Annotated in this window: 23 protein-coding genes and 2 tRNA genes; 14 read left to right on the top strand and 11 right to left on the bottom strand. The window is 49.3% G+C overall.

The features are described 5' to 3' along the window. Positions 1-14 precede the first annotated feature (14 nt). Positions 15-467 carry an Hsp20/alpha crystallin family protein gene (locus tag ACZ47H_RS03365; RefSeq protein WP_464933780.1) on the top strand — a complete coding sequence of 151 codons (453 nt, stop codon included), beginning with the start codon at positions 15-17 and terminating at the stop codon, positions 465-467. Here the strand turns inward: ACZ47H_RS03365 and ACZ47H_RS03370 are convergent. After that, entirely contained in the window at positions 448-2,547 is a 2,100-nt protein-coding gene (locus tag ACZ47H_RS03370; RefSeq protein ID WP_464933781.1) for a heterodisulfide reductase-related iron-sulfur binding cluster, read from the bottom strand. The two genes, ACZ47H_RS03365 and ACZ47H_RS03370, sit on opposite strands and share 20 nt — an antisense overlap. A 174-nt stretch (positions 2,548-2,721) precedes the next feature. On the opposite strand from ACZ47H_RS03370, the gene ACZ47H_RS03375 reads away from it, so the two are divergent. The 6 genes from ACZ47H_RS03375 to ACZ47H_RS03400 all read left to right on the top strand — a co-directional run bounded on the left by ACZ47H_RS03375 (position 2,722) and on the right by ACZ47H_RS03400 (position 11,845). Next, complete coding sequence (locus tag ACZ47H_RS03375) at positions 2,722-5,607, top strand: DNA-directed DNA polymerase I (RefSeq protein WP_464933782.1); 2,886 nt, start codon at positions 2,722-2,724, stop codon at positions 5,605-5,607. A 120-nt stretch (positions 5,608-5,727) separates the two neighbouring features. Then, complete coding sequence (locus ACZ47H_RS03380) at positions 5,728-7,239, top strand: ABC transporter substrate-binding protein (protein WP_464933783.1); 1,512 nt, start codon at positions 5,728-5,730, stop codon at positions 7,237-7,239. Between the two features lie 320 nt (positions 7,240-7,559). After that, the gene (locus ACZ47H_RS03385) at positions 7,560-8,297 is read left to right on the top strand and encodes a hypothetical protein (protein WP_464933784.1); all 738 of its coding nucleotides are present in this window, start codon (positions 7,560-7,562) and stop codon (positions 8,295-8,297) included. Positions 8,298-8,423: 126 nt separating this feature from the next. After that, positions 8,424-9,617, top strand: a complete 1,194-nt coding sequence (locus tag ACZ47H_RS03390; protein ID WP_464933785.1) for a S24/S26 family peptidase — start codon at positions 8,424-8,426, stop codon at positions 9,615-9,617. Further along, the gene (locus ACZ47H_RS03395) at positions 9,610-10,302 is read left to right on the top strand and encodes a hypothetical protein (protein WP_464933786.1); all 693 of its coding nucleotides are present in this window, start codon (positions 9,610-9,612) and stop codon (positions 10,300-10,302) included. The genes ACZ47H_RS03390 and ACZ47H_RS03395 overlap by 8 nt, the downstream gene beginning before the upstream one ends. A 16-nt stretch (positions 10,303-10,318) precedes the next feature. After that, a complete protein-coding gene (locus ACZ47H_RS03400) occupies positions 10,319-11,845 on the top strand; it encodes a hypothetical protein (protein WP_464933787.1) in 1,527 nt (508 codons plus the stop codon). 281 nt (positions 11,846-12,126) lie between these two features. On the opposite strand, the gene ACZ47H_RS03405 is transcribed toward ACZ47H_RS03400, so the two are convergent. Continuing rightward, a tRNA-Pro gene (locus ACZ47H_RS03405) sits at positions 12,127-12,236 on the bottom strand. 184 nt (positions 12,237-12,420) lie between these two features. Between ACZ47H_RS03405 and ACZ47H_RS03410 the strand changes: the two genes are divergently transcribed. After that, positions 12,421-13,104, top strand: a complete 684-nt coding sequence (locus ACZ47H_RS03410; RefSeq protein WP_464933940.1) for a helix-turn-helix domain-containing protein — start codon at positions 12,421-12,423, stop codon at positions 13,102-13,104. A gap of 181 nt (positions 13,105-13,285) precedes the next feature. On the opposite strand, the gene ACZ47H_RS03415 is transcribed toward ACZ47H_RS03410, so the two are convergent. From ACZ47H_RS03415 to ACZ47H_RS03450, 8 genes are all read right to left on the bottom strand, one after another. Further along, a complete protein-coding gene (locus ACZ47H_RS03415; RefSeq protein WP_464933941.1) occupies positions 13,286-13,636 on the bottom strand; it encodes a nascent polypeptide-associated complex protein in 351 nt (116 codons plus the stop codon). Between the two features lie 94 nt (positions 13,637-13,730). Continuing rightward, positions 13,731-14,105, bottom strand: a complete 375-nt coding sequence (locus tag ACZ47H_RS03420) for a helical membrane plugin domain-containing protein (RefSeq protein WP_464933788.1) — start codon at positions 14,103-14,105, stop codon at positions 13,731-13,733. Further along, positions 14,099-15,283, bottom strand: coding sequence for an NAD(P)/FAD-dependent oxidoreductase (locus ACZ47H_RS03425; RefSeq protein ID WP_464933789.1), 1,185 nt, complete (start codon positions 15,281-15,283; stop codon positions 14,099-14,101). Before ACZ47H_RS03425 ends, ACZ47H_RS03420 begins: the two co-directional genes overlap by 7 nt. A 30-nt stretch (positions 15,284-15,313) precedes the next feature. Then, positions 15,314-15,550, bottom strand: coding sequence for a sulfurtransferase TusA family protein (locus ACZ47H_RS03430; RefSeq protein WP_464933790.1), 237 nt, complete (start codon positions 15,548-15,550; stop codon positions 15,314-15,316). A 22-nt stretch (positions 15,551-15,572) separates the two neighbouring features. Next, positions 15,573-15,980, bottom strand: a complete 408-nt coding sequence (locus ACZ47H_RS03435) for a DsrE/DsrF/DrsH-like family protein (protein WP_464933792.1) — start codon at positions 15,978-15,980, stop codon at positions 15,573-15,575. A 222-nt stretch (positions 15,981-16,202) separates the two neighbouring features. Beyond that, the gene (locus ACZ47H_RS03440; protein ID WP_464933793.1) at positions 16,203-16,985 is read right to left on the bottom strand and encodes an undecaprenyl-diphosphate phosphatase; all 783 of its coding nucleotides are present in this window, start codon (positions 16,983-16,985) and stop codon (positions 16,203-16,205) included. A 92-nt stretch (positions 16,986-17,077) separates the two neighbouring features. Further along, a complete protein-coding gene (locus ACZ47H_RS03445) occupies positions 17,078-17,773 on the bottom strand; it encodes a hypothetical protein (RefSeq protein WP_464933794.1) in 696 nt (231 codons plus the stop codon). Further along, positions 17,761-18,429 (bottom strand): hypothetical protein, encoded by a 669-nt coding sequence (locus ACZ47H_RS03450; RefSeq protein WP_464933795.1) that lies wholly within the window; start codon positions 18,427-18,429, stop codon positions 17,761-17,763. Before ACZ47H_RS03450 ends, ACZ47H_RS03445 begins: the two co-directional genes overlap by 13 nt. 115 nt (positions 18,430-18,544) lie before the next feature. Here ACZ47H_RS03450 and ACZ47H_RS03455 point away from each other — a divergent pair, with 115 nt between their 5' ends. The 4 genes from ACZ47H_RS03455 to ACZ47H_RS03470 all read left to right on the top strand — a co-directional run bounded on the left by ACZ47H_RS03455 (position 18,545) and on the right by ACZ47H_RS03470 (position 21,909). Further along, positions 18,545-18,772, top strand: a complete 228-nt coding sequence (locus ACZ47H_RS03455; RefSeq protein WP_464933796.1) for a hypothetical protein — start codon at positions 18,545-18,547, stop codon at positions 18,770-18,772. 7 nt (positions 18,773-18,779) lie between these two features. Next, the gene (locus ACZ47H_RS03460; protein ID WP_464933797.1) at positions 18,780-20,561 is read left to right on the top strand and encodes a carbon starvation CstA family protein; all 1,782 of its coding nucleotides are present in this window, start codon (positions 18,780-18,782) and stop codon (positions 20,559-20,561) included. 74 nt (positions 20,562-20,635) lie between these two features. Continuing rightward, on the top strand, positions 20,636-20,941 hold the full coding sequence (locus ACZ47H_RS03465; protein WP_464933799.1) for a DUF7990 family protein: 306 nt from the start codon (positions 20,636-20,638) through the stop codon (positions 20,939-20,941). After that, complete coding sequence (locus ACZ47H_RS03470; protein ID WP_464933800.1) at positions 20,938-21,909, top strand: ArsA family ATPase; 972 nt, start codon at positions 20,938-20,940, stop codon at positions 21,907-21,909. Before ACZ47H_RS03465 ends, ACZ47H_RS03470 begins: the two co-directional genes overlap by 4 nt. Positions 21,910-21,995: 86 nt before the next feature. On the opposite strand, the gene ACZ47H_RS03475 is transcribed toward ACZ47H_RS03470, so the two are convergent. Then, a tRNA-Ser gene (locus tag ACZ47H_RS03475) sits at positions 21,996-22,083 on the bottom strand. Between the two features lie 113 nt (positions 22,084-22,196). Here ACZ47H_RS03475 and ACZ47H_RS03480 point away from each other — a divergent pair. Further along, the gene (locus ACZ47H_RS03480; RefSeq protein WP_464933801.1) at positions 22,197-22,697 is read left to right on the top strand and encodes an enoyl-CoA hydratase/isomerase family protein; all 501 of its coding nucleotides are present in this window, start codon (positions 22,197-22,199) and stop codon (positions 22,695-22,697) included. Then, complete coding sequence (locus tag ACZ47H_RS03485) at positions 22,694-22,954, top strand: hypothetical protein (protein ID WP_464933802.1); 261 nt, start codon at positions 22,694-22,696, stop codon at positions 22,952-22,954. Before ACZ47H_RS03480 ends, ACZ47H_RS03485 begins: the two co-directional genes overlap by 4 nt. The last annotated feature ends 15 nt before the right edge of the window (positions 22,955-22,969 follow it).

Below are 22,969 nucleotides of genomic sequence, written 5' to 3' on the forward strand. Positions count from 1 at the left end.
TAAGGGTGGTTGCCGTGGCAGAGGACCTATTCGATGAAATGCTGAGGGATATTGCAAAAGCGCTGAGGAGGATGCAGGCGCTCAGAGAGAGGTTTGAATCCTACATAGAGGAGGTTGTGAGGGATTTCGAAAACCTATACGAGGAGCGGGTTAGAAGCATGACCTCGGATGTCGAGGAGCCTCTTGTTGAGATAAGGGACTTTGGGGACGAGCTAGTGATGGTGGTCGATGTATCAGGTGTGAAGGATGAGAGCGTCGACGTGAGAGTAACTAGTGAAGAGATAGTTGTAGCGGGAGAGGTGGATGAGAGGAAGGTGGAGGAGGCCCTCAGGGGTTGGCATCTTGCTAGGACCAAGAAAGTGTTCCGGGGTGTCTATAAGCTACCCCAGCCAATAGATCCCTCATCTGTAAAGGTTTATAAAAAGGATAGTTTAATAATTATAAGGGCTAGGAAGATTTCTCTTTAGGATCCTCTACCGACTCCCCCAAGATCTCAGCTATATCCTTCACCTCGAAGCCAAAGTCCTCTGCCTCTCCGCGGAACATGGTGTTACAATATGGACATGCGACTGCCACCACCTTCTTATCTCCGCCCGCCTCCTCAAGGGTCTTTGCCGCCTCCTCAGCCCTTATCCTAGCAATCCTCTCTCCCCTCTTGATCTCGTAGAACATGTGGCCGCCGCCACCGCCGCAGCAGAAGCTCTTGTCTCTATTCCTCGGCATCTCCTTTAGCCTCAGGCCCTTGACGGTCTCCAGGACGGTTCTAGGTTCATCGAAGTGGCCATTCCATCTTCCGAGATAGCATGGGTCGTGGAAGGTTACGGCCAGGTTTAGGGTCTTTGAGGGCTTTATCTTGCCTTCCTTGACTAGCCTTGCCAGGACAACGCTGTGGTGTTCTACCTCAAGGTTTTCTAGTACTTCTGCCAGCTCCCTTGTTTCTTCATTATTCTTGATGTAGTCTAGATACTTCTTGTACTCGTTCTTGAACACGTGGTATCCGTGCGGGCAGCTTACGAGTAGCTTCTTGAACTTGTACTGTGAGAGGGTCTCTAGGTTCATTTTCATCATCTCAACGAAGAGGGCTTCTTCTCCAAGACGTTTAGCTGGCTCTCCGCAGCATCCCTCTTCGAGGAGAACTCCGACCTTGTACCCGGCGGATTTTAGGAGCTTAATGGTATTCTCAGCGACCGGCCGTATTCTCGGGTCATAGCTTGTCACGCACCCGATCCAGTAGATGTAGTCGTACTCTTGCTCCGGATCTGCTATAAGGTCCTCGCCGAACTTCTCTGCTAGCTCTCTTATCCACTCCTCCCTATCTACTGGGTTGTAGCCGAACGGGTTCCCTGTCTGCTGCATGGAGTAGAGGGCGTTGAGTGCGTCCTCCGGGATCTGCTCGCTACCGGTGCTCATCATCCCTCTTCTAAGGTCTATGATCGTGTCAACGTGGTGTATGAGAACTGGGCACTCGTTGACGCATGCTCCACAAGTTACGCAGCTCCATACTGCTTCGGGATCTATCTTAAGAGTAGCTTCTTCCTCGTTCTCCTTCCAAACAGTCTCATCCCACTTCCCATTATACATTTGATCCCGCATCTTCACAATAATGTCTCTCGGCGAGAGTACCTTGCCAGAGTTATAGGCTGGACATGCATTGGTACACCTCATACAGCTTGTGCATGCATCGTAGTCCATCCTCTGCTTCCAGGTTGTATCGGAGAGTTTAACGATCCCGATCGGCTTCTCCTCCTCGATCCTCTCATCTATATCCTGGAACGCCCTGATCGCCTGAGCAGCAGGCTCGGGGCGGGCGAAGGTCACGTTCAACGTGGCTGCGGCGATGTGCCAGAGGTTTGTGTAGGGTATTATTGCGAGCGTGAACTGTGCTATTAGGAAGTGGAACAGCCATAAGGGCCTGTAGATAGATGCCACCTCGCCTGTTGTCATGCCGAGAGCCCACTTGTAGATCCAGTACCCTATGGGATCAAACCATACCTTCTCGAAAGCTGTTCTGGTTACTGAGGCTACTAAGCCGTCTAGGAAAAATCCTGTTATAACGATTGTTAGGAACAGTATGTGTACTACATAGTAGACTGGATCCTTAGGCAGGTTAGGGGTTAGCCCTCGCGCCCTCCTGATAATTGCTAGGATGCTTCCTATTATCACAGTTAGCCCCGCGATATTGTTGAGGAGCTTGTAAACCATCCAGACTTCTCCGGTAAGTATCCTGGCGACGTGCAGGTCTATCGCTCTGAGGGTTGTGGCTATGAGAAGCCAGAACATGCCGCCATAAATGAGGAGGTGTATTGTTCCAGGGAACCTGTGCCTCACAACCTTCCACTGGAAGATCGCATACTTCAAGAGATTCTTCAGTCGCAGGCCCCATGGACCGTACTGTATTTTCTCGCCTCCATATGTCCACCGCTTGTAGGCGGCGTAAAGGCTGTACAATAGCACGATTACAGTTATGGTTGACACGATATAGACTATAGGCTCTAGATCCTCCACCATGGCAAAGTGCTCGATCTGGATACTAACAGGGTCTGCCACTTCCAGCACCCTCAAACACTGATAATTCCAGGAGAGAATAGGAGGACATCATACTAAACTATAAGGGCTCATAAAATACATATAGTTCCAGATACCCCTCTCCCTTAAAAACCCATGATAGCAAGCGGGATTAATTACTCCCACGACACTACAAATGACTGGGGAACAGGAGTAGTGCAGGCGAGGAAGCCTAAGAGACTCAACGAATTCCTTAAGAGGATAGATGAAGCAGTCAACGGAAGGACTCTGACACCCCCAAAGGAGCGTACGAGGAAGACACCGCCTCGCCCCGCCGAAAAGAACCCTGTCACATTAGACGCCTTCTTTTCAGGAAAGCCACGAAGAAAGAGGGAGGAAATAGAAAAGAAGAATAAAATGATAAATGTGAAAGGAACGGATGCTATAACCAGCTTATCACAGGAGACAACGAGTCTAGAGCCTGAAGTAAAACCGGAAATGAAGGATGGAAACAGTAAGGAGGCCCAGATAGCTGGTGTAATGGAGAAATCCAAGGCTAGTGAAAAGAAGGGGGCGGAGCCGAGAGATATTCCCCAGTTATCAGTGGAAGAATATGTTAAGGAGGCATATGGATACCTCCTTGAGGTTAGATATGATGGAGACCTAGGGAGAGCAGTAGCTTACATCTATGATTTGGATAGGGAGAGGCTCGTTAAGTGGATCGATAGGACTGGACACAAACCTTACTTCTTAACAAACGCTTCTCCCGAGCAGTTGGCCCAGTTTAAGCCTCCATTAACCAGTGACGAGCGAGTTGTGAACGTGGAGGTTGTCTCCAAGATCCACCCTATTACGAGGGAGAAGGTTAGGCTTACGAAGATAGTTGTCTCAGACCCACTAGCTGTTAGGAGCCTGAGGGAGAGAGTGAAGGAGAACGGGTTCAAGTATTGGGAGGCCGATATAAGGTACCACCACAACTACATCTTCGACGCCCAGTTGATACCAGGCATGATCTACAGGGTCTCTAAAACGTGGGAGCCGGAAGGCATAGATATGGAGAGGGCTTGGAGACACGTCTCAGAGGTATTCGCGGATGAGGGTGAAGACTTTAAGAAGCTAGCAGTGGAATGGATGCCCGTCTTCGAGCAGCCCCCTCCAGACATTCCTAGAATCGCCGTCGACATTGAGGTGTACTCTCCCCGGCCCGACGAGCTCCCTGACCCTTCTACAGCCCCCTACCCCGTGATCAGCATAGCCCTAGCTGACAACAGGGGGGTGAAGAAAGTCCTGCTCCTAAGGAGGAGCGATGTTGAGACGGGAAATCTCGATAATATAGGTGCTGAAGTCGAGATATTCGATAATGAGACTGACCTCCTACTAAGAGCGCTGGAGATAATGCTCCGCTATCCCGTTATCATAACATTCAATGGTGACAACTTCGACCTACCATACATGTACAACAGGCTCGTATCACTCGGGTTGGAGCCCTCGCTATTGCCATTTGATTTCAAACAGGACTATGTCACATTCACCAACGCACTCCACGTTGATCTCCACAGATTCTTCGACATAAGAGCTCTCCAAGTATACGCCTTTGGAAACAAGTACAGGGAGAAGAGCCTAGACGCCGTCGCAGAAGCACTGCTGGGGAGGAAGAAGATCCGCCTTGAGAAGCATGTTTCAGAGCTTACCCTTGAAGAGCTTGCAAGGTACAACTTGAGGGATGCAGAGCTGACAGTAGAGCTAACGACATACTCGAATAACCTAGTCTGGAACCTGATAACCCTGCTAATGCGGATCAGCAAGATGGGCCTCGAAGATGTCACCAGGACTCAAGTCTCCGGATGGATAAAGAGCTTGATAAACTGGGAGCATAGGAGGAGGGGATACCTAATACCCTCCAAGGAGGAGATAGCCGCGTACGCTAACAAGGCCCGCTCGCAGGCCATTATTAAGGATAAGAAGTACAAGGGGGCGAAAGTCCTCCAGCCCCCGCAGGGCGTCTTCTTCAACATCTACGTACTGGACTTCGCCAGCCTATACCCTTCAATAATAAAGAATTGGAACCTCAGCTATGAGACGGTGGATAACCCTTACTGCAAGGGGGAGAAGATAGAGATCCCGGAGGTAGGCCATTATGTGTGCAAGTCGATCCAGGGAATATCCAGTCTCATAGTTGGCCTCCTCAAGGACTTTAGGGTTAAGATCTATAAGAGAAAGGCGAAGGACAAGAGTCTCCCAGAGACTGAAAGGCTCTGGTATGACACTGTCCAGGCAGCTATGAAGGTATATATCAATGCCAGCTACGGAGTCTTCGGCGCAGAAGCCTTCCACCTCTACTCGCTGGCGGTTGCCGAAAGCGTTACAACCATTGGGAGGATGGTCCTTACAGCTACAGAGAAAAAGGCTAAGGAGCTGGATCTGATAATCCTCTACGGAGACACGGACTCAATTTTCCTATGGGATCCTCCAGAGGACAAGATTGAGGAGCTCCGAACATATATCAAAAAGGAGTTCGATCTAGATCTCGAGAAGGACAAGGAGTTCAAGCTAGCCCTCTTCTCCGGTCTAAAGAAGAACTACATCGGAATAACACGAGAAGGATCTATAGTGATAAAGGGAATGGTTGGAAAGAAAAGTAATACTCCCAACTTCATAAAAGAAGAGTTCAGGAAGGCCGTTGAGATCCTAACCGAGCTGAATGAGCCGGAGGATGTTGCAAAAGTGTTAGAAAAAATGAAAGCCCATGTCAGCGAGATCTACAAGAGGCTCAAGAAGAGGGCATATACCCTCGACGAGCTGGCGATAAAAGTCATGCTCTCAAAAGACCCGAAGGAGTACAAGAAGAACACTCCTCAGCACGTGAAGGCAGCACTCCTCCTGAGGAAGAATGGAATAAGGGTGGGGAGAGGCTCGATAGTATCATATGTTAAGACAAGAGACAGCCTAGGTGTAAAGCCTGTTAAGCTTGCCAAGCTATCGGAGGTTGACTCTTCAAAGTACTACGAGTACGTGAAGACTGTATTCGAACAAATGCTTCTAGCTCTCGGAGTCCATTGGAACGCTCTAGGAGGGACCCTTCTCACAGACCTATTTGCTTAAAGGGCATTATCGATATATTTCATAGATATCTTATACTGGGATATCGGTGGTAGCTTGCCGTCTCGTAAAGGGGTAGGGCGAACAACTCTTCTCGCTGCTATCGTATTGATAGTGGTAATCGTGGCGGGTATTGCCCTCTGGGCTTGGAGGTCAAATACTGCTGGGCCGGCTGAAGGGACTATGACTCCCAAGTACAGTCAACTGGTGATTGGTGTAGTTGCTAGTAAGGTTAACTTAGACCCCGCCATTGCCGATGACTACGTGTCCTGGGAGATACTCTCCAAGGTGATGGAGGGACTCGTCAAGATAAACCCAGAGACAGGTGCTATAGAGCCGGGACTCGCGGTAAAATGGACAACCCCAGACAATGGCGTCACCTGGATCTTCATATTAAGGAAGAATGCTGTCTTCGATGATGGAACCCCCCTGAAAGCAGATGATGTTGTAAGGAGTATTGAGAGGGTCATGATCATAAGGGGTACTTATTCTTGGCTTGTAACCGACTTCATCTACCAGGTTAAGGCATTAAATGATACAGCTGTCATGATTAAGTTGAAGAAGCCCGTGCAGGACTTTCCGGCGATGGCGAGTCTTCCCGTCTACTATGTGGTGAGCCCTAATTATCCCCTCCAGAACCCTGTCGCGGGAGCCAAATATGGGGGTATAGGTCCCTATAAGATTGAGAGTGTCGGGATAGATAAGGTGGTCCTTGTAGCAAATCCCAAGTACTATGGAGGAGAACCCGGCACCAAGAAGCTGGTCTTCAAGATATATGATTCTAGCGAGAAGTTGAAGGAGGCGCTAGAGAAGGGCGAGATTGACGTTGCCTGGTGGGGTCTAACAGCCGGTGACGCCGTGGAGTTGAAGAGTAAGGGCTTCAAGGTCATATCCTCCGCTAAGACCGCTGTCAAACTGCTGGCATTCCACATTCCTGGTTCAAGGCCGAGCCATCTCGTAGAAGTGAGAAAAGCTGTCGCGTACGCTATAGACCAGCAGGATATAGCCAAGATACTGCCAGGCGACTATGATGAGCCGCTCCTGGGTGTTATCCCGTCAAGCTATCTTGGTCACACAGAAGCGTTCAAGAACTATACGGGAATGAACATTCAAGAGGCGAAGGCCCTGCTCAAAAAGGCTGGATATGGTGAGGCAAACCTCCTGCGTTTAACCTTTATAGTCTCATCAACAACGTATGGCTCCAGCGACTTGAAGATCGCGGAGGAAATAAAGAAAAGCATTGAAGCAACCGGGATAGCCTATGTAGAGATAAAGGATCTGACTCACGACGCTTTCCTGGGAGCTATACTCTCTGGGCAATACGATATGGCACTGGTAACGCTCTACCCAATATACCCCGATCCAACCTTCTACATACTACTAACAATGTATAGTAAAGCTAACATAGAGCTAGGTATAGGGTATTCAAACCCCCAAGTAGATGTCCAGATTGAAAGGGCTATGGCGAGCGTAGACTACTCCCTGAGAGCCAGTATATACGAGACAATTCAAAACACCTACCTAGCGAACGATGTACCCCTAGTTCCACTGGTGCAGTTCCCGACCTTCGCGGCTATGAAAGGAGATATTCAAGGAGTTGGAATACTTCCCAACATGTTCCTGTCTACACCCTAGAATCTACTAGCTCAAAATATACTATTTATTATGAATATCATGTATAAAGCTATATGCTGGCCCTCTTCCATCAATTGATTGGGTGATGATGACCGACTTCGGAGCTGAAGCGTAATGTAGAACCGTGTGAGGCCTGAGCCCTAGAATAATACTAGCCCCTAAACCACCGTCTCGAGTTCACCTCAATGAGGGAAACCACCCCCTCCTCACTACCAAACCCCAAATTTGCTACCTCCCTAAATTCAAGGGTTCGATAACCTGTCTAAAACGCTTATAACTAGGAAAAACCTACAACCGGAGAATTAAGTGGGGGAACAGTAATGCAAGCATCATCGAAAAGGTGGATAGCAGTTCTCCTAGTAATAGTAGCAGTGGCATCACTGGGAGTAGTCAACGCATCAGTATTCCTATACAGGAGCCTAACAGGCAATGTACAGGTAACAGACCTAACCAGCCTAACCGAAAGCAATCTCGGAAACGCGGGCATGGCTTGCACTGGATTCTACATAAAAGGAGCTACTTCAGGAAACACTGTGTCCAACGATTACCAGCTGCCAAACGCTGGCACCAACGCCCCTGATGCAAACTGGAGCGTAGGCGCGAGCGGATATAATGGCTTAAAAGTAACCCTATACAACCCGGTCTGCCAGTGGACTAATACCAGTGATGGTACAACTAATACCCTCTATGGGCACGCCCACTTCGACTTCAACCTCACCAATGGAGCCTGGTACTTCCAGGACGTGCTGGGCTTCGGCTACCCCAAAGCTATAACCAGTCCAAGCCCAGTATATGTATGGATAAACGTGAACCAATCACTTACCGACTCAAATATTGTTAGTGCAGAACTGATAATCTATAAGACTGATGGCACTACTACAACACAAGTAGCTTCAATCGACTTGAAATCCACAGGAATCACTTCTACACCCATCACGTTAAACTCTGGTGAAGCACTCCAGATAGACGTAATGATCAATGCTACCGGTAGCGTCACCTCCGACAGCTTCACAGTAGGATTCTACGTGTCGAGTAGTAGTAGCGAGCAGCCGAGGTAATAGCCTAGGGGATTAAGGATCTAATAACCCCTTACATTAATTTTCCCTTTTCTTATTAATTGTAATTGATTAACTTGGGGACTCTGGATATAATGTGAACGGCTATCCCAACGGTGAGCGGGAAAAATGCCGAGGACTACTAAAGCGGCTAAAGCACTATGCTATGCATGTGTTGCAGTAGCAGTAGCGTTGTTTGCTGGGAAGCTGTTAGGATTGCCGGTAGCGGTAATGATCGTATATGGTTCATCTATGGAGCCTACTCTGAAACCCCTCGACCTCGCCATAGGTGTTAGTCCTAGTATGGCGGGGGGTGTCGAGAAGGGGGATATAGTAGTCTGGTGCCTTCCCGAGGACAAGCTCAAGACGAGCTGCGTCATCCACCGAGTGGTTGAAATAAGAAGGGGGGAGGAGGGATACATCGTAATCACTAAAGGGGATAATGTGGAGCAATTAGATCCTCCGGTTCCATCCTCTAGGGTCTCATACGTGGTCGTAGAGGTGGTACCGAGAACCTATGTGTTTGCGGTCCTCGCAGCCGCAGGGGCAGCAGCCTCCTACTACTACATCTACCTCCCTTACAGTGTCCAGAGGAGGCGCGTTATTATGGCACCCGGCACTCTCGCCCTTATCATGATAATAGTGTATGTGGTCTTCAACCTAGCCTATATTGGCTCATCCATGTTAGATGCTACCCCTACTATGATAAATGCTCCCAGCGTCTACGGTGAGAAGGTTTCATTCAACCTATCCTCGGGAGTAGTCAACATATCACTCAAATATACTCCTATATTGACTCTTAGAGGATCGCCTAGTTGCATGGTTGTTAGACCTACAGCGGCTGAGGCTCTTGTTGAGGAAGCCTACGCGGACGGCGGCAACGCCAGTATAGTAGTGAGAATACCGGGTGATGTATTCAGGGAGTTATGGGAGCTTGATTCTAATCGCACCCGCTCATGGAGTCTCCCACCACCCCCCGCAAGGGTATCCACCACGATCTTCCTAAGGTGCATCATCAGCTTCAACTATGGCGTCCTCAACAGTACCTATCCTCTATCATTCAACTGGAGGGAGCCCGAGGTTAAACCCTATAATGGTAGCGCTGTAGTCTTGGAGAACGATAACCCGGTCCCAATAAACGGGTCTATAGAAGTATACAGCCACCGGAGAGGGATAATTTATAGGGAGAGTGTGGAATTAGAGCCATTCACCCATTATATAGTAGGCTTACCTGTATCATGGAGCAATGATATCATCGATGTTAGGTTCTACTATGTTTTCCTAGGACATCCTAGGGGGGTTAAGGTGACGATACATGTCTAGTAGGCGGGAACAGGCTGGAGAGGAGGTCTTCGAGCTTGCAGCAGTAGAGGCTACCAGATATTATTGGCTGGGAAGATTGCTAAGAATTGGATTCTCTCTCGGCTCATTAGCTGTTATCGCCTCGCAAATATTTATCCTCTGGATCACCCTCCACCCACTATACATTATAAGGGGATCGGTTGTAGTCGGCGAGATAGGCCTCACCCACTATACAGTCTATCTTGCCGAATCACCTGTCAGGATACCCGTCCTCGACTCCCTCATCAGGATCTCCTTCGCCCTAATACTAGGCTCAACCCTATCCATAGCCCTAGTCCTCCCCGTCCTCGTATCCCCTATTCTAAGGGCCAAGGTGCCACGCATATACTTAGAAGCGGCAGCCACAGGGTTCGCGGTAGCGGGCTTGACTATAGCATTCCTCATCTCAATACTGAGAGTCCTCTATAGGGACATAATACCTACAATACCCGTAAGCGGGTCTAATCCAACACCCTACGGGCTCTTCACACTACACGCCTCTGGAGGATACTATACGATAGCGGGAATATACAGTACCAGGCTAGCATCATTATACCCTATAGTAGCGGCGGCATTCATCGGCATCTCAGCCCTCACAATATATTTCCTCATCACATACTATGAGGAACTAGCTGAGACGCCAGTAATAATTGCCCATAACAGTTGAGGAGGGGTGCCATGTAATGGGGAATCAGCCTACTAGAACGCTATTGGTGTCAACAACAGTAATAGTGTTGGCAATAACAATATTAGCTACAATAGCCACCCCAGCATTACTCAATTATAGAAAGCTGGATGGAAAGCTAATGGCAACCGACACCTACACCATATGGTACCAGGACCCAGGGACCTCAGGCGTAACCGTATCTGCGATGGGGCTAAATGCGGACGTATCCGTCAACATGCAGCCCCTAGATATAGCTTTAAAGGAAAGACATGCAATATACTATAACACGTTCGACAGTGATCCTTCCTCAGATTTCGAAACTAGGAATAGATGTAATGATTTATGGGGATGGAATAATGCAAACCACTATATCTATATTAACGTTAGCGGTTTGGATGGACTCTACTGTTATTTTTATCCCAAGAATGTTGATATTAGCGGGTATGCTAGGAACGGGGATAAAGTATACGTGTCAGCTATAATGTGGCGTTCGGGTTATCGTGGTATTCGTGGTACTATACACAGAATTGGCTTCACATATTTAGATAGTTCAGCTAGTAAGAGCTACCTTGTGGGTCTGCGCAACGAGTTCTTACTTGGTAATACTGGAGATTATGCGACTGCCGATGCGTATTATTATAGGAATAATAGACGATCAACCCTCTTAGGCGAATCAAGCTTAGGAAGTGGAGCAATAGGGTTCGAGTATGATTATTATCATAATTTAAGTGCTGGCATTGATTTTAGCTCATGGACGGCAGAACTATGGGGAAAAGGACAAACTATAGGTAGTTCTCAAACCCAACGAGTGCTCAGCGCGAGTATAGGTTCATCCTATAGGATTATTCCGGACCGGGTCGGTATAGGAGTGCATGAAGAGAGCGGTGATATTACGAGAGGCTACCTATATTTTGATAATTTTATTATAACTGTTAACGCTAAGCCCTGGCTTGTTAATATTACTGGGCTCCAGCCTGGCTGGCGTGTTGTCCTCAAGGACTCAACAGGAGGGATAGTAGATGAGGGATACGCTGATAGTGATGGTGTTGCCTCGCTGGAGGTTTGGGGTTACCTGATAATCCCGAATGCTATGATCGAGGTGTATGATTCAGATGAGAGCCTTGTCGTTAGCAAGAGTTTTGATTATTTGGTTGGAGGGGACGTTTACGAGGTCATAAGATTCACGGGAGCTATCCTAGACATATACTCGAATCTACCCAGTGGATTTGATACCAGGCTCGAGGTGATTTCAACCAACTGTACATTGATTGATGACAGTTATCTCTACATATACCTCTATAATGAGTGGGGGGACATGACTGGACCCATAGAAATTCGTAGAGGGAACCTTGTCAATAGTGCAACAGGCTATATTATGATGACTCCACCCTCTAGCTGGACTGGTAGCTGGAAGGCGGGCAGCATTGAGCTGACAGCGTATATGCCTAGTAGTGTCTGTATAGTCGAATTAAGGCAGGAATTCCAGATTACACCCGGAGTCTATACCTATGGCTACATAAATGTGACAGTAAAATCCTCGTGACCTTATGGTTAGATCTTTAGGCTCTATATCATGGGGATACCTAGAGTTTCCCGATGCTAGAGCGGGGCTGTCCCAATGGACGCTTTACTGGGAAAAGGGAAACAAGGGTGCTTTAGGGAATAGTGTTGTAATGTTCAACCAGGGGGTCTAGATTAAGGTTTAGGACCGAGGGGACCGAGTCCTATTCTTGATGCTTTAATAATCAGATGGTGCCTTCCAGTGTAGGTTTGGAGCAACCACCAATAGCATGTTAATGTGTTGACATATTGATGAGCGTTGTATGGTGGGCCCGCGGGGATTTGAACCCCGGACCACGGGGTCCCGAGTCGGGCACCGCCCCTCCTAGGGGCTCGGCGTACCCCGCATCCTAGCCAGGCTAGACGACGGGCCCTCCAGCTGGTGGTTCCCTTCTAGCTCATGCTATCCTAATGCCTCCAGGGTGGCTTATAATCGTTTAGGGATAGGTTTTTAGACTCTAGTCAAATAGGACTTTAATGGTGATTCGACCATTGTCTATAACTCCAGGAGAGTACGCCATTACAATAATAGCTAAGCGGATCGCCGGAGATATTGTAATGAGTGAGGAGACCGGCGCTGCGCTGAGAAAGTGGAGGGAGTACTTCGGGGCTAGCCAGAACGAGGTAGCCAGACGGATGGGGGTCTCGACAAGCGTGGTAAGCGATTATGAGAAGGGGAGGCGGCTGCCGGGTGCGAGATTCATACAGCGATTCGTCTCAGCTCTCATAGCCATAGACCAGTCGAGGGGATGGGCGAGGATACAAGAACTCTCCAGAACTCTAGGAATACCTGCAGGCGCTATAATAGATATGAGAGAGTTCCGCGAAGCCCTCTCTATAGAGCAGCTCCTAGAGGCTGTAAACGGGGTACTGCTCGCGCCAGACTACCCCATAGACAAGAGGGCCTACGGTTACACTGTAGTGGATAGTATAAAGGCTATAGCTAGCCTGTCGGGTATGCAGTTCTATGCTCTACTTGGAGGCACCCCTGAGAGAGCTATAGTGTTCACAGGAGTCCGTATGGGGAGGAGTCCAATGGTTGCGGTAAGGGTATCTCCGGTAAAGCCTGGTATCGTCATAATACATGGTCCTAGGGATAAGCTTGACCCCCTTGCAGTGGAACTCGCTAAGCTTGTCGGGGTCCCCCTTATCCTGAGCCTAGCAGAGACTGTTGAGGAACTCGTAAATGGGCTCAGGAAATATAGTGTTGGGGAGGCTGTGACGGGATTGAGCGGCCTATAGTGGCTGTTCTCCCGTTTTCTATATACTTGTATAAAGGTGAGGTGGCAGGGACCCTCGTATATTAAAGTAACCCTTCCTCCTGGGAGAGATGCTCTGAATATGGTTGGACAGGACAGACTACAAACAAGGACTGCCTTCAAGCCCCTGTCACTTAAGCCTTTCTATATTATGAGGCTGGGGGCTACTCGTTCTGTTGGAGCTTTAATATAGCCTCTGCTATGTCGCCTCCAGTCTCCTCCAATGCTCTCCTTGCTTCTTCCAACGAGACTCCAGCCTGCTCTGCAACCAGCGCTACATCCTCATCGGTGAACTGTGGCTTCTCTTCTTCTATCGCCCTCTTCTCGACCTTCTTTATATCCCCTGTGATGTAGAGCATTGGAGGCTGCCCTTTAGCTCTCATTACCATTACTTGGGGTTCTTCTACTTCGAGGATTTCTCCGTTCTCGAGTTCAACAGTTACCTTTACCGCGTTCAACTCTTCAAGCTTGATGCCTAGCCTCTTCATAGCTTTTTGGAGGTCTCTCGGGTTCATTCCAAACAACATGTCCACCTCGGCATCTGGTCATTGTCTTGGGGGTTAAACATTTATCTAAGAATAAATGAAATATTTATAAAAATAATTAGATTTATTTACCCAGGATCTTGAGGATTGCCACTAGCCTAGCAAGCCCCTTAGCGACTTCTGGGTCCTTTAGACTCGCTAAAACCTGGCTTAGACCCATAGGCTCGGGCTCCTTGACTAGAGCATCTGCCAGCTTGCCCAGCATGTCGAGTAGAGTGTCAACTGAATCTCCCAGTTTAAGAGTGCCCGTGGTAATAACCATGTCCATGATCCTATTCACTACTTCAGGCTCAGTAAGCGCTATCATCATGTCAAGCAGGCCGCTCCTCTCCAGGTTCTTCAATAGTTCGATCATTTTGGAAAGTGCATTTTGTAGATCGGGATCCTCGAGCCCAGAGAGAAGTTCAGCCAGGGGGTCTCTCTCGATCACTTCTACCACCCTTCCTCACCCAACACGCTCGGATCCGTCGCCCTAAAGTACGCTTTAAAGGCGGTCCTCCACTTCTCGGGGTCCCTAAGGCTGGACCAGTACGCCGCTATGAACAAGTCCTCGAGGAGCCTTTTGAACTTACTGAACTTGACAGGTATGACTGGGTGGTCGTAAGTACTTATTACAAACGCGGCAGTCCCATCAGCTACAACGGGACAGTTGGTTCTTCCCGTGAACCTGGAGTCGTAGCCCATAATCCTGTCAGCGACTACCTCGGCTCCTAGGTGGGCAGTGACGCCAGTCTTGCTAGTTGGGGTATTGTTGCAATCACCTACAGCATAGGCGTCATCGAACCCTTCTATCTGAAGAGTGTACTTGTCTACCTTTAAGAAGCCGTCCTCGTCGACAGCACTCTCCGGCTTGATCTCTACGCGTGGACCCTTATGCACGGGGACCACCGCCGCTATATCGTACTCTAGCTCCTCGCCCTCCAGAGAGTAGATCTTCCTGTTCTCAACATCAATACTTTCTACGGTGAACATTGTTCTAACCTCGACTCCAGCCTCCTCCAGCTTAGGCTCTATGATCTCAGCCATTGTCTCGGAAGCGTAAGCGTGTATGAAGGGTAGTGCTAGAACGACTCGAACCTTCCCTGCTAGTCCCCTCTCTTTTATAGTCTCGCTCGCTAGGAAAGCCGCCTTATGAGGGGCAGGTGGACACTTATACGAGGGGTTTGCTGCCGCTAGAACGAGGGTCCCCTCCTTGATTTTAGACAGGTTCCGCCACAGCCTCTCAGCGTGCTGCGGTCCTGAGTAGTAGTCGCCATACTGCTCCCACAGGCGCTTGTGCCCGGGCACTGCATCGTAGTCGAAGGAGGCTCCTAGAGCTACTATCAGTTTATCATAGTCGATCGTCTTGCCCGAGGAGAGCCTAACCGTTCTATCCTCTAAGTCTATCAGCTCAACCCTGTCGTGTATAAGGTTTACTCCAGGCTTTACTAGAGAGTCTACTCTCCTCATGTACTTGTCTGGCTTGTGCCCCCTGAACGCTATCCATAGCATTCCAGGCTGGAAGAGATGGTACTCGTTCTTCTCCACTATTGTTACATTATACCCGTTGAGGGCAAGTAGGTTGCCCGCTACAAGACCTCCAGTCCCAGCTCCCAAAACTAGGATCTTCTCGCTCATTTGAACCACCCGTGAAAAAAGATTATAGTGTTATTTCTTAGCGGTGACCTTGATCACCGCCTTTATAACTCCATCCTCTTCCTTCAGCTCTACGAGCTCGTTCCCTGTCCTCTTGACCCACGCCTGGACATCAGGCTTGAAGCCCGGGTCGGTTGCTAGCACCTCTATTATATCGCCGTTCTGAGCCTGCCTGTATGCCTTAACGAGCCTTGTTATCGGTCCTGGGCAGGCAGTCCCTCTAGCATCTACTACGATCCTCTCTGTCATCTTCACTCCCCTCTCTAGTGGTTTATATGAAGATGACCTGGTAGTCTGCTGTCTCGGTCATGAAGTACGCGGCTCCAACCATATCGTCGACAATTGGGTCGAGATCTTCCTTCTTAACGCCCATTACCTCCGCCATTAGGCTGCAGACGTAGATCTTGACATCACCGGTCTCCTTTGCCTCTTTCAATATATCATACCAGCTGGGGAGCTGCATCCTCTTCATCCCTTCTAGGAGCTTAGGCACCATGTCTTCAAACTCCTTAGTGAACCTAGGCTCAGGCTTGTTCTTAGTGAAGTAAGCCATGGCATAGCCGGTCACGAATACTTTAACAGGTACTCCTAGGTTGGCCGCCGTCTGAGTTAGAACTGCTAGTGGTATGAACTTCTCTGCTTCACCCGAGAACATTACGATCGCTAATCCCTTAGTCATCTCATCTCACACCTCAGTCGTGTATATATGATATATATCCAAGCCTTAATCCCTTAAAGCTGAGCCAGTATATACATACATGTGTATATGGTAGATTTAGGCCCTACAATTTCACATGAAAAAATGTTGAGTGCTTTTATGCTCATTATAATGTTATATAAAACGACGAGAATATTATGTGGACATGAGGCAAACTATTTTGTTTAATGTTATTCTAGAAGATTAGAAGATTAATGGGATCAAGCCTGCCACGACGAGTAGAACCCCAATAATGAGTGTGAATAGGTACTGGTTGAACCTCTTGGCGAGCCACTCTACGATCCATATACTCGCTAGACCGCTTATTAGAGCGGTTAAGCCTCCGATTAGGGCGTTTGAGCCACTCGAGAATGCGCCCTCCACTATTATAGTGTAGAGTGCTGCCGCTCCAATCGCGGGTATACCAGCTAGGAAACTAGCTCTGACAGCAGTTAGTGGATTTACCCCCCGGAAAAGGAGGAGGGCTATCGTTACCCCGCTCCTGGAGATTCCTGGTATAACCGAAGTGCCTTGAACTATGCCTAGAAGTACAATATCCCTATCTGTGATCTCTTCTCTCCAGGAGGTTTTCCCCAAAGCATACCCAGCTGCCCCGATTACTATAAGGGGGATTCCTACGAGGAGCATTATCCAGTCCTGGGGGACATCGCCGATGAACTCTTCATAGAGCCTGTAAAGGGGGTATCCAATTGCTAGGCTGAATGGTGTAGCGACTAACCAGAGTTTGGCCACAGTGTTACTACGCCACCTGTGGAGGTTCAAGATGCCCTCAAGCACTTCTCTCCAATAGTAGATGATTGCCGAGAAGAGGGTCCCTATATGCAGAGCCAATGCGATACGGAGCGCTACCGAGGGTGGGACTCCGAGGGCCAATGAGAGGGCTATCATAACTTGCCCGCTACTACTTACGGGTAGCCATTCTAGGAAGCCCTGTAGCAAGCCGGCGATCACGTAGTCAGTGCTCAACTTTGTAACCTCCATCTTCGTCGGTAGCACTCTCCGGCTATCCTTGAAATGCGATAGAATAGTTAATTTATTGGTTTGCTCCAAGGACGTTACTAGTCTAGCCTTGGAGGTGGTATCCCGAGTATTTCAAATACGCTGGGTAGTGGTTTCTCCCCTTTAAGTGTCCTCTCCAGGACTTCTCTCGTGAACAGGCATTCATGCCAAGCCTTCTCAACGTTCAAGTACTGGTATCTATCTCCGTCCCTCTTGATCATAATCCATAACCCTATAGCGATAGCAATGACAATAACACCTAGCACGATATTCGCTATGAGGGAAGCTAGGAAGAGGACGGGTAGAGTTAAGCCTAATAGGATGCCAAGGAACTTCATACGCTCATCCAGGCGCTTCAATTCCTCCTCTATACCTGGAGCTGGCGCACAGGGCTTGGCAAGACTGCTTCCAACCGCCTCTACGGCATCCTTCAACGTATTGATTGAGGGTTTCTCGTAGAATTTACGAAGCGACGTTGCTAGCTCGTGAAGGCCTAGTTGCTTATCGACCTTTAATGTTGAGAGCTCGGCCCGGCTCGCGTCGATCTCAAGGGACACCTGGGCTAGGGTGCAGGCTATCTCTCTAAGCGTGCTCTCGTCTCCTCTTCTACCAGACCGGTAATCGTAGATCATCATGATGATCTGGCTGGGTTTGAGTATTCGCCTACAACGGTTGGGGTGTTCAGCTATATAGACTCCGGCGAGGCGGGCGAGTGTCTTGAAAATAATACGTGCGTTGAATACTACCCTGTCCATTCCTTGGGGAGCCTCCATAGCTCCCGTGTAACGAGCTTTATATCGTCGAGGCTCTTGGGCTCGAATGAGACGAGGATAGATTTACGAGACCCGTCGACGCTTACGCGGAATAGTCTCAGTTTATGAGCGAGCTTTCCGAATAACCCTTCTGCGAGCTCTAGGGCATCCTTACCCTTATAGTAGACCTTATACTTGTTCTCCCCGATTCTTAGCTCCTTCACATTGTACCTCGAGGGATCCTTTAAGTCTGCGAGTAGTGATAGCTTTATGGATTTGACCCTAACATCAGCTATGTGAGCCTCTCCCCTTATAGGGGTGTCCTCCCTGTACTGGTGTATTATTTCGAGCCTCTCCTTTTTCTTGAAGAGCCATATTATTGGGAGGTAGAAGAAGACGTGATAAGGTGGGGAAGTGTATAGAACGTATACGTTTTCCAGTTTACCCCTGCTTATCCTATACTTTCCCCTAAATCCTACTAGGTAGCCTAGATACCAGTAGGTCTTATCCCTAGGCGAGTACTCGGCTTCCAAGAACCTTAGTATGTTCAACTGTTTCCTTATCATGGGTTTACGGAACTTGAAGAACCATGCCACCGCTGGCAGGCTTAGTATGAGTATTATTAAGACGATAGCCTCGGTTAGTCCGTTCGAAGCCAAATCGGTCCCTGCACCCTATTCTCCCGGAGTATATAGACTGATCCCTAAAAATGATTTAATAGGGACCATGGTATGAGTTAATATAGAAAGCCCCACTTTAAGGGGGTTTCAAAACATGTCAAGTACCGTCTTGAAGGCGGTAGGGGCGGCAATAACCATCCTCGGCATAATCTTCATAGTGTATGTCCTCTACGACGGAGCGGCTAACGGCACTATTGGCGAGGCTGGCAAGATCAACACAGACGCATGGCTCACTCTACTAGGATGGTTCTTCATACTAATAGGACCAGCGCTGTGGTTCGGCGAAACGCCAGTATCAATAAAGAAGAAGCTGAAGAGGTGAGCCAGTGATGGCGGTCTACTCCATAGAGATAGTTTTAACGGTCATAATAATTTATGGGTTAGCCTACATCTTTTATGGCAAGAAGATTCTGCAGGACAAGGTGGTAAAGGCTGACCCAAACCGGCCCACGCCGGCATATACCAGGTTTGACGGGGTAGACTATGTCCCAGCCAACAAGTACGTGCTATACGGCCACCACTTCGCGAGCATAGCGGGAGCAGGCCCCATAGTAGGTCCTGCAATAGCAATGGCCTACGGCTGGGCTCTACCGTTGCTATGGGTCCTCTTCGGAAACGTGTTCATCGGAGCAGTCCACGACTATCTCTCAGTAATGGCCAGCGTTAGATACGGCGGACTCTCCGTCATGAGCATCTCGGAGAACGTTATGGGTAGGAAGGCGAGATACATATTCCTAGTATACGTCTACGCCGCCTTGATCCTAGTAATCGCTGCATTCGCTAGCGTAGCAGCCTCTGTATACACGAAGAACCCGAGTGCAGCTACCCTCGCCGTAATCTACATGCCCCTAGCACTGCTCCTAGGGATCATGGTTTATAGGATAGGGATAAACGTCAAGACTTCCACTATAATAGCACTAATACTAGCAGTCCTCGCCTTCTACTACGCCTACAAAGTACCCTTGATCCTAGGATACAACCCCGCTACTAAAACCGGAGACCTATGGGGCACCTACCACATATGGGTGACAGTGCTATCATTATACGCCTTTATAGCTGCGAGCCTCCCAGTCTGGTACCTCCTGCAGCCCAGAGACTACCTCAACGCATACCTATTATGGTTCTTCGTCGCGCTAGCCGCAATCTCAGCATTCCTCGTTGGAGACCTCAAGTTTACTGGACCCGCCTACACAAGCTTCTCACCCAAGATCATAGCGGGGAAGCCAACGCCATTCCTCCCCTCAATACCACTGATCATAGCATGTGGAGCCCTGAGCGGCTTCCACAGCGTCGTGGGATCGGGAACGACCAGCAAGCAGCTCTCCAACGAGCTGGACGCCCTCCTAATCGGATATGGCGGGATGCTAACGGAGGGAGCAGTATCTAGCCTGGCAGTAATCATGCCTATAAGCCTCGCGTGGAGCGCTCCAGAACTCGCCGGGACAGCCTACCAGACCAGCATACTTGAGCTCGACAAGGTCTCCAGGTTCGTAGTAGGCTACGGCTATATGGCCGCGAAGGCTCTTGAAAAGCTAGGCCTAGACTTTACTGGGACATTCAACGTTGCGAAACTGTTTGCCGCCATAGCACTCGCAACCTTCATACTGACAACCCTCGACACAGCCACAAGGCTTGCAAGATTCTCGTGGCAGGAGATGTTTGACTGGCTAGAGCCGAAGAGCCCAGGCTTATACAAGGTTCTCACAAACAGGTTCGTTGCCACATTCCTAGCAGTCCTTATAGGATGGGCTCTAGCATACCCCACTGTAACAATCGGCGGCCAGACTCAGGCAGCCTACAACGTGGTCTGGCCCGCCTTCGCGGGAACCAACCAGCTCCTAGCAGCCCTAGCGCTACTAACGACGGCTCTATGGGTGTATGTGGTACTGAATGTGAGGGGCAAGATAAGCTGGATCATCCAGGTCCCCGCATGGTTCCTCTGGATAACAGTAACGCTAGCACTACTATGGTGGACCACAGTAGTAATGCCAGGATTACCTGCAGTGCAAAAGTACGGTGCGGGCTCGATAGTCGTAATAAGCCTAGCGCTAGACTTCCTCCTAATATACTACTTCGTGAAAGGCCTCCGAGCCCCCAAGCCCAGCTCCTGACAGGTCTAAAGACCCTCTATTTTTCTCTCCTCCCTGCTCCTTATCTATTGTAGTGGGTAGTGGGTGAACTATGGGTGTCTAAAAGGGGAGGCAATCCGCTGAAGAGGATTGCTAGGGAAATGAAATTGTTCCTCCAAGGACTATTCCAAGCTATGAGGGAAGATAGCGTTTCAGTGCTGGAACTGGAGTACTTGGAGGCTGAGAACGCATTCCTCAGCCTAGTATTGGGGAGCCTAGTAGGCCTCCACCTGGTGCCAATAGGCTTATCGATAGAGCTTGCTCCTCTACTAAAGGATGAGGTGAAGATCCTGGAGAAGCGGCACTTCCTCGGGGCAGATGTTCTGGCCGAATACTTTACTGAGATGGGTGGCGAGTGGTGACGTCAGGCGCTGAGCTCCTAAGCGAGATACTGCTCGATAACGTGAAGGGGAGGCACACACTGATAGTCATCGGTAAAGGAGGAGTCGGGAAAACCACGTTCAGCATACTGGCCGGTGCCGTCTATGCGAGGAAGGGAAGGACCCTAGTGGCAAGCCTGGATCCTGCGAAGCACCTCATAGAATACCTGGGTCTAGAGAAGCCCCTTAAGATTAGAAGGATCGGTGAAAACCTATACGCGGTACAATACGACATAGCACCGTTAGCAAAGAAGCTTTCCAGCGAGTATACTATAACTCTCAAACAGGTTATGCCCGGCCTTACTATAGTGAACTTAGACGAAGTAGTTAAGGCTATTAGAAACGCTCCGGGCTTCGAGGAGGAAATCTTCCTCAGGATACTAGAGGAGCTATATGAGTCGGACTACGATTATGTAGTTATAGATACTCCCCCGACAGGGATAACACATAGAATACTAACCCTACCCAGCCTCCACACCTTCTGGATAGAGCAATTATATGAGCTAAGGACTAAGATCATAAGCCTCCGCTACGCCATAGCCAGAGCACTCGGTCGGGAGTATAAGCCAAGCGACCCAGTCCTCAGGAAGCTAGAGGAGCTCCACGAGAAGTACAAGAATCTGGCAGAGAATCTTAGGAATCACGATAGAACCAGTGTAGCGATAGTAGCGACGCCGGAGCCCCTACCAGTATATGAAGCCAAAACCACTCTGGAACTCCTAGATAGACTCGGAATGAGATGCCGGGTACTCGTGATTAACAGAATACTCTCTCGCGAGGAGGCTAGTAGTAGCATACTAGAAATCCAAGAGAAGAGCATAAGGGAAGCCAAACAGCTGGGAGGAGAGTCATGTAGGAAGATAGGGATAAAGCAGCACTCTAAAACGCCTAGGTCGCTGGAGGAAGCACTAGAACTCTTGAACCTCACAGTAGAATTAGACAAGCTCTAGGGCATATACTAGCTGAAGCCCACTGTAGACCCTTACGTAAGAGTTCTCTGTAGACGCCAAGGTGCGAGAACAAGTTTTAAATTGTGTGGCGCCGCGGGCGGGATTTGAACCCGCGCGGGGTCTCCCCCACCGGCTTAGCAGGCCGGCGCCCTAACCAGGCTAGGCGACCGCGGCTCCCTCTTCTAGGAATCATTGCTAGCGGATTTTAGACTTTCCGCTCCATTACATACTTATATTATTCCCCTAGTATTATGCGATAAACTAGAAGAGTATCTTGGGGTGTCTTTATGGTCGTTAGGAGGCTGGAGGGAAGGGTGTTTTGGATAGAATTCGACAGGCCGGATAAGCTCAACAGCCTTGACTCTAAAACTCTTATAGAGGCGAGGGAGGCGGTACTGGAGGGTTGCAGGAGTGAGGCTAGCCTTGTTGCATTAACCGGTAGGGGGAGGCTGTTCTCGTCGGGGATGGATCTTGGAGAGATAGCCTCTGCAAGCTCCCCAGGGGATGTTAGGGGGCTTTTCGAGAAGTTTGTCAGCCTTCTAGAAGCGATCATTTCATGTAGAGAGGAGGAGAGCGGGGCTGGAGCGTGGAAGCCGGTAGTTGCACTGTTAAATGGACCAGCGGTCGCGGGGGCGCGGAGCTGGCTCTGGCGGTCAACGTGGCATTTGCAGTTAAGGGCTCATGGCTCCAGTGGCCAGAGCTTCGATGGGGCCTCATACCACCCATGCTGGCAGGCTTTGCATCAGCCACTGCTTCCTCGAAGCTCGTCTATACTGGGCTCGGTATGATAAGGATACCTGCTGAGGAGGCTGCAGGGTTGGGTCTCATTGCAGGCGTTGTGGAGGATCTTGATGAAGGTGTTAGAGTTGTTGAGATGCTGGCTAATAATATTAATGAGGGTGGCTGGAAGGCTGTTGGCTCCTACTTGTCAGGGTTGAGGCGGGTTAAACAGGGATGGCTGGAGAGGGCTAGGGACCTCGTTGTGTTGTCGGAGCGCGAGGACTTCATTGCCAAGGCGAGGGAGTTTCTAGAGAGGAAGGGCTAAATGTACTTATACCAA

It is taken from the genome of Thermodiscus maritimus (assembly GCF_055382595.1).

Coding starts and splice junctions, on each gene's coding strand:
- ACZ47H_RS03385 (WP_464933784.1), top strand. CDS start 7,560: ATGCAAGCATCATCGAAAAGGTGGATAGCAGTTCTCCTAGTAATAGTA.
- ACZ47H_RS03390 (WP_464933785.1), top strand. CDS start 8,424: ATGCCGAGGACTACTAAAGCGGCTAAAGCACTATGCTATGCATGTGTT.
- ACZ47H_RS03395 (WP_464933786.1), top strand. CDS start 9,610: ATGTCTAGTAGGCGGGAACAGGCTGGAGAGGAGGTCTTCGAGCTTGCA.
- ACZ47H_RS03400 (WP_464933787.1), top strand. CDS start 10,319: ATGGGGAATCAGCCTACTAGAACGCTATTGGTGTCAACAACAGTAATA.
- ACZ47H_RS03410 (WP_464933940.1), top strand. CDS start 12,421: ATGAGTGAGGAGACCGGCGCTGCGCTGAGAAAGTGGAGGGAGTACTTC.
- ACZ47H_RS03415 (WP_464933941.1), bottom strand. CDS start 13,636: ATGAACCCGAGAGACCTCCAAAAAGCTATGAAGAGGCTAGGCATCAAG.
- ACZ47H_RS03425 (WP_464933789.1), bottom strand. CDS start 15,283: ATGAGCGAGAAGATCCTAGTTTTGGGAGCTGGGACTGGAGGTCTTGTA.
- ACZ47H_RS03430 (WP_464933790.1), bottom strand. CDS start 15,550: ATGACAGAGAGGATCGTAGTAGATGCTAGAGGGACTGCCTGCCCAGGA.
- ACZ47H_RS03435 (WP_464933792.1), bottom strand. CDS start 15,980: ATGACTAAGGGATTAGCGATCGTAATGTTCTCGGGTGAAGCAGAGAAG.
- ACZ47H_RS03445 (WP_464933794.1), bottom strand. CDS start 17,773: ATGGACAGGGTAGTATTCAACGCACGTATTATTTTCAAGACACTCGCC.
- ACZ47H_RS03455 (WP_464933796.1), top strand. CDS start 18,545: ATGTCAAGTACCGTCTTGAAGGCGGTAGGGGCGGCAATAACCATCCTC.
- ACZ47H_RS03460 (WP_464933797.1), top strand. CDS start 18,780: ATGGCGGTCTACTCCATAGAGATAGTTTTAACGGTCATAATAATTTAT.
- ACZ47H_RS03480 (WP_464933801.1), top strand. CDS start 22,197: ATGGTCGTTAGGAGGCTGGAGGGAAGGGTGTTTTGGATAGAATTCGAC.
- ACZ47H_RS03485 (WP_464933802.1), top strand. CDS start 22,694: ATGATAAGGATACCTGCTGAGGAGGCTGCAGGGTTGGGTCTCATTGCA.